12 protein-coding genes are annotated in these 13,379 nt (G+C 66.4%); 9 read left to right on the forward strand and 3 right to left on the reverse strand.

Annotated elements, in window-relative coordinates; genetic code table 11:
* The first annotated feature begins 48 nt into the window (after positions 1-48).
* The 9 genes from BLR51_RS17895 (at position 49) to BLR51_RS17935 (ending at position 11,101) form a co-directional block, all read left to right on the forward strand.
* On the forward strand, positions 49-810 hold the full coding sequence (locus BLR51_RS17895; RefSeq protein WP_089849552.1) for an IclR family transcriptional regulator: 762 nt from the start codon (positions 49-51) through the stop codon (positions 808-810).
* Positions 811-928: 118 nt separating this feature from the next.
* Positions 929-2,302, forward strand: a complete 1,374-nt coding sequence (locus tag BLR51_RS17900; RefSeq protein WP_089849554.1) for a lyase family protein — start codon at positions 929-931, stop codon at positions 2,300-2,302.
* Between the two features lie 35 nt (positions 2,303-2,337).
* Positions 2,338-3,843 carry an aldehyde dehydrogenase family protein gene (locus BLR51_RS17905; protein ID WP_089849555.1) on the forward strand — a complete coding sequence of 502 codons (1,506 nt, stop codon included), beginning with the start codon at positions 2,338-2,340 and terminating at the stop codon, positions 3,841-3,843.
* A 73-nt stretch (positions 3,844-3,916) separates the two neighbouring features.
* Positions 3,917-4,954 carry an aldo/keto reductase gene (locus tag BLR51_RS17910; RefSeq protein ID WP_089849557.1) on the forward strand — a complete coding sequence of 346 codons (1,038 nt, stop codon included), beginning with the start codon at positions 3,917-3,919 and terminating at the stop codon, positions 4,952-4,954.
* An 81-nt stretch (positions 4,955-5,035) separates the two neighbouring features.
* The gene (locus BLR51_RS17915) at positions 5,036-6,637 is read left to right on the forward strand and encodes an ABC transporter substrate-binding protein (protein ID WP_089849559.1); all 1,602 of its coding nucleotides are present in this window, start codon (positions 5,036-5,038) and stop codon (positions 6,635-6,637) included.
* Between the two features lie 110 nt (positions 6,638-6,747).
* On the forward strand, positions 6,748-7,674 hold the full coding sequence (locus tag BLR51_RS17920) for an ABC transporter permease (RefSeq protein ID WP_207543659.1): 927 nt from the start codon (positions 6,748-6,750) through the stop codon (positions 7,672-7,674).
* Positions 7,671-8,513 (forward strand): ABC transporter permease, encoded by an 843-nt coding sequence (locus BLR51_RS17925; RefSeq protein ID WP_089849561.1) that lies wholly within the window; start codon positions 7,671-7,673, stop codon positions 8,511-8,513. Before BLR51_RS17920 ends, BLR51_RS17925 begins: the two co-directional genes overlap by 4 nt.
* On the forward strand, positions 8,510-10,096 hold the full coding sequence (locus tag BLR51_RS17930) for a dipeptide ABC transporter ATP-binding protein (protein WP_089849563.1): 1,587 nt from the start codon (positions 8,510-8,512) through the stop codon (positions 10,094-10,096). Before BLR51_RS17925 ends, BLR51_RS17930 begins: the two co-directional genes overlap by 4 nt.
* 105 nt (positions 10,097-10,201) lie before the next feature.
* Positions 10,202-11,101, forward strand: coding sequence for a LysR substrate-binding domain-containing protein (locus BLR51_RS17935; RefSeq protein WP_089849564.1), 900 nt, complete (start codon positions 10,202-10,204; stop codon positions 11,099-11,101).
* Positions 11,102-11,138: 37 nt separating this feature from the next.
* Here the strand turns inward: BLR51_RS17935 and BLR51_RS17940 are convergent, their stop codons facing one another.
* From BLR51_RS17940 to BLR51_RS17950, 3 genes are all read right to left on the reverse strand, one after another.
* Positions 11,139-12,317 (reverse strand): MFS transporter, encoded by a 1,179-nt coding sequence (locus BLR51_RS17940; protein WP_089849566.1) that lies wholly within the window; start codon positions 12,315-12,317, stop codon positions 11,139-11,141.
* A 189-nt stretch (positions 12,318-12,506) separates the two neighbouring features.
* Entirely contained in the window at positions 12,507-12,635 is a 129-nt protein-coding gene (locus tag BLR51_RS28580; protein ID WP_165616872.1) for a pirin-like C-terminal cupin domain-containing protein, read from the reverse strand.
* A gap of 142 nt (positions 12,636-12,777) precedes the next feature.
* Positions 12,778-13,377, reverse strand: coding sequence for an alpha/beta hydrolase (locus tag BLR51_RS17950; protein WP_089849568.1), 600 nt, complete (start codon positions 13,375-13,377; stop codon positions 12,778-12,780).
* Positions 13,378-13,379 lie beyond the last annotated feature (2 nt).

Consider the following 13,379-nt stretch of genomic DNA (forward strand, 5'->3'; position numbering starts at 1 on the left):
TGGAAATCTTATACGATAGACAGCGTGGATCAGCGACAGGATCAGCCCATGACAGAGCAGGACAAAACCGCCGCCCCGGCCATCGACGCCTCCGTCGCCATCCTCGAGGTGCTGTCAGCCGCGTCATGGCCGCTGCAGCTGTCCGAGATCTGCGACCGCACCGGCCTTGCTCAGGCCAGCGCGCACCGGATCGTCAATGCGATGCTGCATCACCGGCTGATCGCGCTCGCCCCCGGGCGGCGCAAGACCTATGTGCTGGGCTCGCGGCTGTTCCAGCTGTCCTCGGCGATCTATGCGCGCCAGCCTTTCGTGCCGCATTTCTACCCCATCGCCGAAATCCTGAAGAACGAGATTCACCGCTCGATCTTCCTCAGCCTGCCGGTGGGCAATCAGGTGGTGATCCTTGCCCGGCTCGACGCCCCGGCCAGCCAGACCTTCAGCGCCTATGTGGGGCGCACAATGCCCATGCACCTGTCGGCCTCGGGCAAGGCCATTCTGGCGGCCCGCCCGCTGGAGGACCAGCTGAGCTATCTGCGCGACGAGGGGCTGGCCGCCCCCGGTGTCGCCGCCGAACTGCCCGCGCTGGCCAGCGACCTGCAGCGGTCCGCCCGGCTTGGCTATGCGATCAGCCTCAACGAGATCCAACAGGATGTCGGCTGCGTCGCGGCCCCGGTGGTGAACGGGCGGGGCGAGCCGGTGGCGGCGATCAGCGCCTGCTTCACCGGCGAGGCGCTGACGGTGCAGAGCGCGCGGGTCTATTCCAAGAATGTGGTGCAGGCGGCGCGGCAGCTTTCCTCGCATATCCTCTGACACAAAATCCGGGCTTGGGCCGGGGTCATTCCTTTTTCGAATGACCTTTGCACAATAGTCGTTTGTCCCGCAGGCTCAAATCGCCTTTTCTGCGGGCATCGAGGGGGGAGCCCGATTCATGACACCGCACGAGACGGCAACGCGCGAGGAGCGCGACACCATCGGCATGCTTGCCGTTCCGGCAGAGGCCGTGTTCGGCATCCAGACCCAGCGTGCCGTCCAGCTTTATCCGCTGGCGGGGCAGGGCCGGTTTTCCGACTATCCGGCGCTGCTGACCGCCATGCTGCATGTCAAGGCGGCGGCGGCGCAGGTCAATGTGGAAACCGGCGCGCTTGATCCTGCCATGGGCGCGGCGCTGCAGGCCGCCGCGCAGGATCTGCTGGCGGCACCCCGCCCCGAGGCCTTTCCGGTGCATGCCGTCCATGGCGGCGGCGGCATCTCGTTCAACATGAACCTGAACGAGGTTCTGGCCAATCTGGCGAACCGCGCGGGGTTTGGCGCGGCCTATGGCAGCTATGCCCCGATCCATCCCAATGACCACCCGAACCTGAACCATTCGACCGCCGACTGCCTGTCCACCGCCTGCCACATCGCGGCGCGCCACGCCTTTGCCGGGCTTGCCACCGAGGTGGAGGGGCTTGCCGCCGATCTGGACCGGCTGGGCGCCGAATGGGCGCCGCTGCGCAAGCTGGCGCGGACCTGCCTGCAGGACGCGGTGGATATCGGCTTTGCGGAGTATCTCGGCGGGGTCTCTGCCACGCTGCGCTTCCATCTGGATCGGGCACGGCGGGATGCCGACGCGCTGCGCGAGGTGTCGATGGGCGGCACGATCATTGGCCGGGCCGAAGACTGCGACCCCGCCTTTTTTGCCCGCATCCTGCCGGTGCTGAACGACCATCTGGCCGCGGCGGGCCTGCCTGCGGATCTGGTCCGCACCGGCAACCTGTTTGCCGCCAGTCAGGCGCATGACCGGCTGCTGGCGCTTGGCGCCACGCTCGACCAGCTGGCGCGCATGCTGATCCGCTTTGCCAAGGATCTGCGGCTGATGGCCTCTGGCCCTCATGGCGGGCTGTCGGAACTTCGCCTGCCCGCGATGCAGCCCGGATCCTCCGCCATTCCCGGCAAGGTCAACCCGACCCTGCCCGAATTCATGGTGCAGTGCGGCATGATCGCGGTGGGGCACGGGGCAGCGATGGCCATGACGCAGGACCATGGCGAGATGGATTACAATCCGTGGGAAGCGGTGGTGATCGTCAGCCTGCTGGACATGATCGCGGTTCTGGACAGCGGCATCGCCACGCTCCGGCGCAACTGCGTGCAGGGCATGCGGCCCGACATCGCGCGCAACCAAGACAACGCCACCAGCCTGCTGCCCTCGCTGATCCGGCTCAAGCAGCTGAAAGGCTACAGCTATTCCGCGCAGGTGGCCAAAGACGCCGCCGGTGACCTTGACCTCGTGCGCCGCAAACTCGCCGAGGCCGAAGGCCGCTGACCCCCGAAACATTCTCTCCATTCCCGAAGGCGACCATGAAAGACATGCTGCAGGACACCGATCTTGACTGGGCCACGCGCTGGCTCGCATCAGCCAAGACACAGTATATCAACGGCGACTGGGTGCCGGGGGCAGGGGCCGCGTGGCAGGTGAAAAACCCCGCCACCGGCCAGACCCTGTGCCAGATCGCGCTGGCCGATGCCGACCAGATCGAGACGGCGGCCCAAGCCGCGCATCGCTGCCACCAGAGCGGGGTCTGGAGCCGCAAGACCTCGCGCAAGGCCCGCGCCGACCAGCTGCTGGCCATCGCCCGGCTGATCCGCGACCACGCCCCCCGGCTGGCGCTGCTGGAGAGCCTTGCCAATGGCAAGACCTATCTTGAGGCGCTGAATGACGACATCTTCACCTGCGCCGAGATTTTTGAATATTACGCGGGCTGGACCGACAAGTTCTATGGCGAGGTCTCGCCGGTCGAGGATGGCTTCCTGAATTTCACCACCAAGGATCCGGTGGGGGTCTGCGCGCTGATCGCGCCGTGGAATTATCCGCTCTATCAGGCCAGCCTGAAAATCGCCCCCGCCCTCGCCATGGGCAATACCGTGGTGATGAAGCCTTCGGAATATACCCCGCTGGCCACGCTGCATCTGTTTGAACTGATCGACCGCGACCTGGATCTGCCCAAGGGCCTGCTGAATCTCGTGCTCTGCGATGGCGAGGCCGCCAACCAGCTGACGCTGAGCCGCAATGTCCACAAGGTGTCCTTCACCGGCTCCACCGGGGTCGGGCGGCGCATCGTGCAGAATTCCGGCCAGTCGAACCTGAAAGCCGTGACGCTGGAACTGGGGGGCAAGTCGCCCTGCATCTTTTTCGAGGACACCCCCGATCTCGACGCCGCGATCGACCGCGCCTTTTATGTGATGTTTTCGCAGAAGGGCGAAAAATGCTCCGAACCGACGCGGTTCCTGATCCAGAAGGGCATCTATGACCATGTTCTGGAAAAGCTGATTGCCAAAGCCGACGCGGTGCGCTGCGGCGATCCGCTGCTGGCCAGCACCGAACAGGGCGCGCAGTGCAACGAGGCGCAGTTCCGGCGCATTCTGGACTATATCGAGATCGGCAAGACCGAGGCCGAACTCGTGGCGGGCGGCATGGCCGATACCAGCGGCGACAATGCCAAGGGCCTGTTCATCCGCCCCACGATCTTTTCCAACGTGCCGAATTCCGCGCGCATCGCGCAGGAAGAGATCTTTGGCCCGGTGCTGTCCTGCACGCCCTTCGCCACCGCCGACGAAGCGGTATCGCTGGCCAATGACACCGCCTATGGCCTCGCCGCCGGGGTCTATACCGGCAATGTCAGCCTCGCGCACCGGATGGCCGAACGGCTTGAGGCCGGGATGGTCTTTGTCAACCGCTATGGCTGTTACGGGCTGTCCGCGCCGTTCGGCGGTTTCAAGGAAAGCGGCTGGGGCAAGGAAATGGCGATCCATTCGCTGTCATCCTACACCAAGACCAAAGGCGTCTGGGTGCATTACGGCGACTGACCGCAGCGCGCATCACCCCGGGGGCTGACCTCTCCGGCGATCATGTGAACCACATCTTCGAGAGACTGAACAAATGCAATATACCCGTCTTGGCCGCTCCGGCCTCAAGGTCTCGCGGCTTTGCCTCGGCACGATGAACATGGGGTCGAAATCCTGGAAACCGTGGATTTTCGACGAGGCCGAAGCCGAGCCGATCATCGGCCATGCGCTGGACCATGGTGTCAACTTCATCGACCTTGCCGATTTCTATTCCGCCGGTGCCGGGGAAGAGATCGTCTGCAACGTGCTGCGCCGTCTGGCCCGGCGCGACGAGCTGGTGCTGACCACCAAGCTTGGCTATCCGATCGGCGGGGGCGTGAACAACAGCGGCCATAGCCGCAAACATGTGTTCGACGCGCTGGAAGGGTCGCTGACCCGGATGAAGAGCGATTATGTCGACATCTACATGCTGCATTATTTCGACACGGAAACCCCGATCGAAGAAACCATGGACGCGCTGAACGATGTCGTGCGGCAGGGCAAGGCGCGCTATGTCGGCGTGTCGACCATGTATACATGGCAGTTCGCCAAGATCCTCGCCGCCTGTGACCGCAACGGCTGGGCGCGTCCGATCAACATGCAGCTGCAGCTCAACGCCGCCTATCGCGAGGAAGAGCGCGAGATGATCCCGTTCTGCATGGATCAGGGCATCGGCGTGTCGGTGTTCAGCCCGCTGGCGCGCGGCATCCTGACCAGCGACATGTCCTCGATCCGCAACAAGACCGATTTCTTCACCGCCGAGATGTACAATGACGCGGCCTCGCGCGATGTGGCGATGTCGGTGGCCCGCGTGGCGGAGGCGCGCGGCCTCACGCCCGCGCAGGTCGCGCAGGCCTGGGTGCTGCGCAAGCCGGAGATTTCCGCGATGCTGGTCGGGGCCGATACCCGCGCGCAGGTCGACAGCGCGCTGGCCGCGCTGACCACCGATCTGGATGCCGAAGAGGTTTTCGAGATCGAGCGGAATTACACCCCCTGCGATCCGATCAACGACTACACCGCCGGAAAGCGCATTCCGCGCGCGCCGCGTCTGGCGGCGGGCCGCTTTGCCACCGGGCTCGACGCCGTGGCCTGACCAGACCGCAGGCGCGGCGGGGGAGGTCCGCCGCGCCCGCACGGACGGCATCACATGAACGACAGACCAAGGGAGATGAGGATGGATGAGTTCAAGACACTGAGCGGCACGCCGCTGCACCCGCAGGCAAAAGCCCTGCAGCAGCGCTTTGCCACGGGCGGGATCGACCGCCGCGGCTTTCTGCGCGGCATGGCATGGCTGGGGGTCGCCGTCGGCGCCGCAGGCGCGGCCCCGGGACTGCTGCACGCGCAGGAAACGCCGAAATCCGGCGGCAGGCTGCGGTTTGCCTGCCAGATTCAGGAAATCACCGATCCGATGATGGCGACATGGATCGAATCCTCCAACCTCTTCCGCAACTGTCTGGAATTCCTGACCTTCGTCGACGAGAACAACATCACCCATCCCTATCTGGCGAAAAGCTGGACGGCCTCGGATGATCTGACCGTCTGGGATTTTGACCTCGACGAGCGCGCCACATGGTCGAATGGCGATGCTTTCCTGCCGGAAGACGTGATCTTCAACATCGAACGCTGGATCGCGCCGGACTCGCAATCCTCCAACAAGAGCGCGTTCGAGGCGATCACCAAGGTGGAAAAAACCGGCGATCATGCCGTCCGCATCACCCTGTCGCGGCCCGTGGCCTCGCTGCCCGAACAGCTTTATTCCCACACCTGCGCCATCGCGCATCGCGGCTTTGCCGGCAACTGGGCGGAAAACCCGGTGGGCACGGGCCCGTTCTCGCTGGTCAATCACGAGGTGGGCCGTCAGGCCATCTTCCGCAAGCGCGAGGATTACTGGGGCCAGCCCGCCTATCTGGACGAGCTGCAGTATATCGACCTTGGCGCCGACATCACCACCCATCTTGCCGCGCTGTCGAGCGGGCAGGTGGACGTGCTGTATCGCGCGACCATTGCCGAATATGACCTGATGCAGTCGCTGCCCAATATCCAGATCCTGACCGGCAAGGCCGCGCATACGCTGGCGATCCGCATGCAGGTGGATCAGGCGCCGTTTGATGACATCCGGGTGCGCAAGGCGGTGCAGCTGGCCGCCGACAATGCGCAGATGCTGGCCATCGCCTATCGCGGCGAGGGGGATCTGGGCGCGAATTACCACGTGTCGCAGGTGCAGGCCGATTACGCGCCGGTGGAGGCGATTGGCCGCGATGTCGCCGCCGCCAAGGCGCTTCTGGCCGAGGCGGGTTATCCCGACGGGCTCGATCTGGAGCTGACGCTGGGCAACACCCAAGGCAAATGGGAACAGGACACCGCACAGGTGCTGCAGCAGAATCTGGCCGAAGCCGGAATCCGGCTGAAGCTGAACGTGCTGCCCGCGTCGCAATACTGGCCGATCTGGGACAAGGTGCCCTTTGGCGTCACCTACTGGGCGCACCGCCCCTTGGGCACGATGACGCTGGATCTGGCCTATCGCTCCGGCGGGGCATGGAATGAAAGCCATTACGCCAATCCCGCCTTCGACGCCGCGCTGAACAAGGCCATGGCGCTGGTCGATCCCGAGCAGCGCCGCGCCGCCATGACCGAGGTAGAGACCATCCTGCGCGACGATGCCGTGCTGGTGCAGCCCTACTGGCCGAACCGCTTTTCGGCGGCAGCGCCGAACGTGCGCGGCTTCGTGCTGCATCCGTCGGATTTCTTCCGCATGGATGGCGTCTGGCTCGCGTAAGGGCAGCCATCACAGGGGCCGGGCCTGCGCGCCCGGCCCCCGCAGACGCGCAGGGGGGCGCGTCCGGACCAACAAGAGGGGGAGTTCCAGTGTCACTGGGCAGTTTTCTGATGCGAAAGACCGCGATCGCGGTCGCCACGATGGTGGCGGTCTCGTTCCTGATCTTTCTGGCACTCGAAGTGAACATCGAGGAGGTCGCGGTCAAGGTTCTGGGCCAGTATTCCACCGCCGAGCAGCGCGCGGCATGGCTGACCCAGAACGGCTATGACGATCCGTTCCTCATCCGCTATCTGCGCTGGCTCATGAATTTTGTCACCGGCGACTGGGGGCAGTCCACCTATTTCCGCGCCCCGGTGATGGAGATGATCCTGCCGCGCCTTGCCGCCTCGGCGGTGCTGGCGGGGGGCGCGCTGCTGGTCATCGTGGTCTTTGGCCTCAGCCTTGGCGTGCTGGCCGGGATGCGCCCCGGCTCGCTGCTGGACCGCGTGATCTCTGTCATCTCGGTCGTGACCACCTCCATCCCCGATTTTGCCTCTGCCGTGTTCCTGTCGGGGATTTTCGTGTTCTGGCTGGGGCTGCTGCCCGGCGCCAGCACCATGATCTCGGGCTTTTCGCTGCGCGAACTGATCCTGCCGGTCTCGGTGCTCGGGCTTTATTCCATGGGCTATCTGGCGCGGGTCACCCGGGCCTCGATGGTGGACGTGATGGGCACCCATTACGTCCGCACCGCCCGGCTCAAGGGCGCCAGCCTGTCGCGCATCGTGCTGCGCCACGCGCTGCGCAACGCGCTGATCACCCCGGTGACCGTCATCATGCTGCAGCTGCCATGGCTGCTGTCGGGCGTGATCGTGGTCGAGGTGTTCTATGCCTACAAGGGCTTCGGCACGCTGCTTTATGACGCCGCGCTCAATCAGGACATCTATCTGATCGAGGCCTGCGCCATGATCTCCGTCCTTGTCGTCGTGGTCAGCCAGATCCTGTCCGATCTGATCTATGGCTGGCTCAACCCCCGCATCGACCTGGGAGCCAAGGCATGAAGGCGCTGTCCCGCTATCTTGCAACGCCGCTGGTCCTGATCGGTGGTCTGCTGTCCTTTGGCTGGCTGCTGGTCGCCATCCTTGCGCCGCTCATCGCCCCCTATGATCCGCTGCAGACGATCCAGCCGCTGATGCGCCCGCTCAACAGCGGACCCAATGGCGAATTCTTCCTGCTGGGCACCGACATGCTGGGCCGCGACATCTTCTCCCGGCTGATCTGGGGCGCGCAGACCGTGGTGATCTATTCCACGCTGGCCACGCTGACCGCCTATGTCTTCGGGCTCAGCCTCGGGCTGGTCGCGGGCTATGCGGGCGGGCGCACCGATGCCGTGCTGTGCTATCTGGCCAATGTCGTGCTCAGCTTTCCGGTGCTGGTGCTTTACATCGTCATCATCGTGGTGATCGGCGCCTCGCCGCTGAACATCGTGATCGCGGTCACCTTCTCTTCGGCGCCCGCCATCTTCCGGATCGTGCGCGCCATCACCATCGACGTGGCCAGCCGCGATTTCGTCAATGCGGCAATCACGCAGGGCGAAAGCACGCTGCGCATCCTTTTTGTCGACATCCTGCCCAACACCACCGGGCCGCTTGCCGTCGATTTCTGCCTGCGGCTGGGATATACCGCCATCACCATCGGCACCTTGGGCTTTCTGGGGCTGGGCCTGCCGCCGCCGACGCCGGACTGGGGCGGCATGGTCAACGAAGGCCGGGGCATGGCCATCGCCTTCCCGCATCTGGTGATCTTCCCCTGTATCGCGATTTCCTCGCTGACGCTGGGCCTGAGCCTGCTGGCGGACGGGTTGCGCGAAGTCAACGACGCCAAGGAGCGCCAGGCATGAGTGATCCCATGACCCACCCCCTGCTTGAGATCCGCAACCTGTCGGTCTCCCTGCCAAAAGGCGCTGACCGGCCCTTTGCGGTTCGCGACGTGACGCTGGAGGTCAAACCGGCCGAAATCCTCTGCATCGTCGGGGAATCCGGTTCCGGCAAGTCGGTGCTGACCGCCACGCTGATGGGCGCCGCCCCCAAGGGCCTGAAGGTGGCATCGGGCCACGCGATGATGGGCGGGCGGGATCTGCTGCAGCTGTCGGAACGGCAGTGGCAGAAGATCCGGGGCCGCGAGATCGGCATGATCTTTCAGGAGCCCATGGCCTCGCTCAACCCGGCGCTGACCGTGACCCAGCAGATCGAGGAGGTGTTCGAACTGCATTCCGACCTGTCAAAGACCGACCGCGCCCGCGAGGCGCGGCGGCTGGCGGACGAGATGCACCTGCCCGAACCCGACCGCATCCTGCACGCCTATCCGCACCAGCTGTCCGGCGGCCAGTGCCAGCGGGTGGTGATCGCCATGGCGCTGGCGATGAGCCCCAAGCTGCTGATCGCCGACGAACCCACCACCGCGCTGGATGTGACCACGCAGGCGCAGGTGCTGAAGCTGATCCGCGACCTGCGCGACAGTCACGGCCATGGCATCATCTTCATCACCCATGATCTGGGTGTGGTGGCCGACATCGCCGACCGGATCGCGGTGATGCGGCATGGCGAGATCGTCGAACTGGGCAGCGCCGAACAGGTGCTGAAATCGCCCCGGCACGCCTATACCAAGGCGCTGATCGCGGCGGTGCCCAGCCTTGTGCCGCATGACCGCCCCGCGCCCGACACCGTGGCCCCCGCGCTGGAGGTCAGCCATCTGAACCACAGTTACGGCGCGGTGCAGGTGCTGCATGACATCAACCTGTCGGTGGCGCCGGGGCAGGTTCTGTCCATCGTCGGCGAAAGCGGATCGGGCAAATCCACCATCGCCAAGACCCTGATCCGGCTCATCGATCCCAGCTCCGGGCGCATCGCCGTCGCCGGAGAGGACATTCTGGCGGCGGAAGGACAGGCCCTGCGCGGCATGCGGCGCCGGGTGCAGATGATCTTTCAGGATCCGTTCGGCTCGCTCAACCCGCGCCGCCGGGTCGGACCGATGATCGCCCGCGCCGCCGTCCTGTCGGGCGCCAGCCGCAGCGAGGCGGTGGCCCGCGCCAAGGAGCTTCTGGAACTGGTCGGGCTTGATCGCAGCGCCTATGATCGCCGCCCCGCCGCGTTTTCCGGCGGCCAGCGCCAGCGCATCGGCATTGCCCGGGCGCTGGCCATGCGGCCCGACGTGCTGATCGCCGATGAAAGCGTGTCGGCGCTGGATGTCTCGGTGCAGGCGCAGGTGCTGGATCTGCTGGCGGATCTGCGCAAGCGGCTGTCGCTTGCGGTGGTCTTCATCGCCCATGACCTGCGCGTGGCCGCCCAGATCAGCGACGAGATCGTGGTGCTGAGCAAGGGGCATGTGGTGGAACGCGGCCCGGCGAGCGAGGTGCTGGCGCGGCCCCGCCACCCCTATACCCGCGATCTGATCGACGCGGCCCCCGGTCGCGACGCGTTCTAGCCGCGGGCGCCCCGGGCCTTGACGGCGGACCGGCGCAGGCACAAGGTTCCGGGGTCTTCCGCAGGGAAGGCCCCGCGTTCCCGTGCAAAGGCTGCTGCCTCTCTCATGCCCTCCTCCCCGACCCTGACCTCGCTGCGGGCCTTTGCCACGGTCGGCCAGTGCCTGAGCTTTACCGAAGGGGCGCACCGGCTGGGCGTGACGCAGAGCGCGGTCAGCCGCCAGATCCGGCAGCTGGAAAGCACGCTCGATCTGCCGCTGTTCCGCCGCATCGGCAATTCCATCGAACTGACCGAGGCCGGGGCCGTGCTGCATGAACGCCTCGCCGAGGCGTTCGACATCATGGACGAGGCGGTGATGGAGGCGCGGGCCACCGTGCCGCGCCAGAAGCTGACGCTGCTGGCCCCGCCGACCTTTTCCGCCCGCTGGCTGTCGCGGCATCTGGTGTCGTTCCGGCAGCGCTTTCCCGATCTGGATCTGTCCCTGCATCTGAGTGCCGATGACAACGTGCGGGTGGATTGCGTGATCCGCTTCGGGGCCGATCCGCGCGACCGTCATGTGTCGACGCGGCTGATGGTCGAACAGCATATCGCGGTCTGCGCCCCCGATCTCTGGGCCGATCCCGACCGGCTGCGGCAGAGCTGCCTTCTGTATGTGCTGGACCGCGCGCTGCGGCTGCCGACATGGGACAACTGGTTCGCCTCCACCCAGCATGACCGCCGCGACCTGCCGGAAAACGCGATGGAATTCGCCACGCTGGACATGGTCACGCAGGCGGCGGTGTCGGGGGCGGGGCTGGCCGTGATCGACCGCAACATGATCGAACCGGAGCTGCAGTCCGGGGCGCTGATCCAGATCGATCCGGTGGTGGTCACCGGCCCCTATGGCTACTGGCTGGACATCTCCACCGAACGGCTGGCCCGCAGCCGGGTGGTGCATTTCGCCCGCTGGCTGCAGCAGCTGGCCGGGGCGGGGCAGGGGCGTCCGCTGGGCAGTCACGCGCCGTGACCCCCCGCAGCGGCGGGGGGCCACGCTGTCCGTCCTGTCATTCCGCCGGAACGGGACGCGCGGCACGGTCAAGCCTGCCCGACAGCCGGGTCAGCCCAAGGCCCAGCACGACCACCGCAGCGCCCAGATAGGGCGTGGCGGCAAGGCCGAGGCTTTCCACCGCAATCCCGCCCGCCCATGCGCCAAACGCGATGCCAAGGTTGAAGGCGCCGATATTCAGGCCCGAGGCCACATCCACCGCGTCGGGCGCCACCTCGCGCGCGATCTGCACGGTATAGGCCTGCAGCGGCGGCACGTTGGCGAAGGCGAAGCCGCCCCAGACGGCAATCACCGCGATGGCGGCAAGGGGCGAGGTCAGCACCGCGCCAAGCGCCAGCAGCACCACCGACAGGCCCAGAAAGATCACGCTCAGCGCCGGGATCGCGCCGATCCGGTCGGCAAGCCTGCCGCCGATGATATTGCCCGCCGCCACTGACGCGCCATAAAGCAGGATCACAAGGCTGACCGCGCCGGTTCCAAGGCCGGTGACATCGGTCAGCATCGGCGCAAGATAGGTGAAGGCGATGAAATTGCCGCCATAGCCGACCGCCGTGATCAGATAGACCAGCAGCAGCCGGGGCGAGGTCAGCACCCGCGCCTGATCGCGCAGCGTCGGGGGCGGGCCCTGCGTCAGGTTGGACGGCACCAGCCGGGCCGAGGCCAGAAGCCCGATCAGCCCCAGCACGACCACGCCCAGAAAGGTGGACTGCCAGCCGAAGGTCTGGCCGATCCATGTGCCAAGCGGCACGCCGGTGACCAGCGCCACCGTCAGGCCCAGAAACACCAGCGCGATGGCCGAGCTTTCCTTTTCCCGGGGCACAAGGCTGGTGGCGATGGTCGAGGCGATGGCGAAGAACACGCCATGCGCAAGCCCGGTCAGGAAGCGCGCGGCGACAAGGCTGCCATAGCCGGGGGCAAAGGCGGCAAAGGCGTTTCCGGCGACAAACAGCACCAGCAGCGACAGCAGCAGCGTCTTGCGCGGCAGCCCGCCCGCCAGCGCGGTCAGCACCGGCGCGCCGATGGTGACGCCAAGGGCATAAAGGCTGACCAGCAGCCCGGCAGAGGGCAGCGACACGCCCAGATCGGCGGCGATGGTGGGAAGCAGGCCGACGATCACGAACTCGGTCGTACCGACGGCAAAGGCGCTGATGGTCAGCGCCCAAAGAGCAAGGGGCATCAAGGCATCTCCTGTTGCGACGAATGCCGGGAAGATGCCTTCGGACAGGCTTTGCGTGAACAGACAGCTTGACAAAGGGTCGTTGCGCCAGACGCACGACTGGCCCGGCGCGGCCCCTGTTGCAAGGCTCAGCCCCGGTCGCGCGGGCGGGCGCGGTCCAGGTCCGGGCTGATCGGAATGACCTCCGCGTCATCCCCCCGGCGGCAGGCGGAATGGCCCGTTGATCCAGCGGGCGGCCTTCCAGTCCTCCTTGGCCTGCTCGATCCGGCCCTTGGGGGAGGAGACGAAGGTCCACCAGATATAGCGCGGCCCTGTCATCGTCGCCCCGCCCGCGCTGCCCCCTTCTGCCCTGGTCGGCAGAGCCTGCCGCCGCGAGAGGACCGCGGCGCCGCAGCCTCGCGCCGGGGCCTGTGCCGTCCTGCCGGATCCCCCGTGTCCGGCAGGTGGCAGGCCCCGGCGGTCATCCGGTCAGCAGCCCGGCCAGAGCCACAAGCTCCGCCTGCCGGATCTCGTGGCCGCCGTCATGCACCGCGCTGGTGACCTCGGCGCCCTGATCGGCGAACCAGCGCAGCAGCCGTTCGCTCTGCGGCCACGGGCAGATCGGATCGCGGCGCCCGGCGCTGACCAGCACGCGGCGGCCCGTCAGATCCACCGGGGCGGGCTGCCACGGCACCAGCGGGTGCAGCAGGCCCACGCGGTCAAAAAGCTGCGGCGCAGCCATCACCACCGAGGCCAGAATGTTGGCGCCATTGGAATAGCCAAAGCCATAGACCGGCACACCGGGATGCGCCGCCTTCTGCGCCGCGACAAACCCGGCCATCCGGTCGGTGCGCCGCGCCAGATCGGCCATGTCATAGACACCTTCGCCGGTGCGCCGGAAGAACCGGGCAGCGCCGCCTTCGGACACGTCCCCGCGCGGCGAGACGATGCCCGCGCCGGGAGTGATCTGCCGGACAAGGTCAAAGAACTGGTTTTCGTCGCCGCCAGTGCCGTGAAAGGCAAAGATCAGCGGTGCCCCCGCATCGGGGGCACGCATGCGGGCATGATAGCTCGGGGTCATGG

Origin of the sequence: Salipiger marinus, from assembly GCF_900100085.1 — a bacterium.
Lineage (GTDB): Bacteria > Pseudomonadota > Alphaproteobacteria > Rhodobacterales > Rhodobacteraceae > Salipiger > Salipiger marinus.

Bases quoted from the DNA above. Each gene is read 5' to 3' on its own strand.
- BLR51_RS17895 (WP_089849552.1), top strand. From the start codon at position 49: ATGACAGAGCAGGACAAAACCGCCGCCCCGGCCATCGACGCCTCCGTC.
- BLR51_RS17900 (WP_089849554.1), top strand. From the start codon at position 929: ATGACACCGCACGAGACGGCAACGCGCGAGGAGCGCGACACCATCGGC.
- BLR51_RS17905 (WP_089849555.1), top strand. From the start codon at position 2,338: ATGAAAGACATGCTGCAGGACACCGATCTTGACTGGGCCACGCGCTGG.
- BLR51_RS17910 (WP_089849557.1), top strand. From the start codon at position 3,917: ATGCAATATACCCGTCTTGGCCGCTCCGGCCTCAAGGTCTCGCGGCTT.
- BLR51_RS17915 (WP_089849559.1), top strand. From the start codon at position 5,036: ATGGATGAGTTCAAGACACTGAGCGGCACGCCGCTGCACCCGCAGGCA.
- BLR51_RS17920 (WP_207543659.1), top strand. From the start codon at position 6,748: ATGCGAAAGACCGCGATCGCGGTCGCCACGATGGTGGCGGTCTCGTTC.
- BLR51_RS17925 (WP_089849561.1), top strand. From the start codon at position 7,671: ATGAAGGCGCTGTCCCGCTATCTTGCAACGCCGCTGGTCCTGATCGGT.
- BLR51_RS17930 (WP_089849563.1), top strand. From the start codon at position 8,510: ATGAGTGATCCCATGACCCACCCCCTGCTTGAGATCCGCAACCTGTCG.
- BLR51_RS17935 (WP_089849564.1), top strand. From the start codon at position 10,202: ATGCCCTCCTCCCCGACCCTGACCTCGCTGCGGGCCTTTGCCACGGTC.
- BLR51_RS17940 (WP_089849566.1), bottom strand. From the start codon at position 12,317: ATGCCCCTTGCTCTTTGGGCGCTGACCATCAGCGCCTTTGCCGTCGGT.
- BLR51_RS28580 (WP_165616872.1), bottom strand. From the start codon at position 12,635: ATGACAGGGCCGCGCTATATCTGGTGGACCTTCGTCTCCTCCCCCAAG.
- BLR51_RS17950 (WP_089849568.1), bottom strand. From the start codon at position 13,377: ATGACCCCGAGCTATCATGCCCGCATGCGTGCCCCCGATGCGGGGGCA.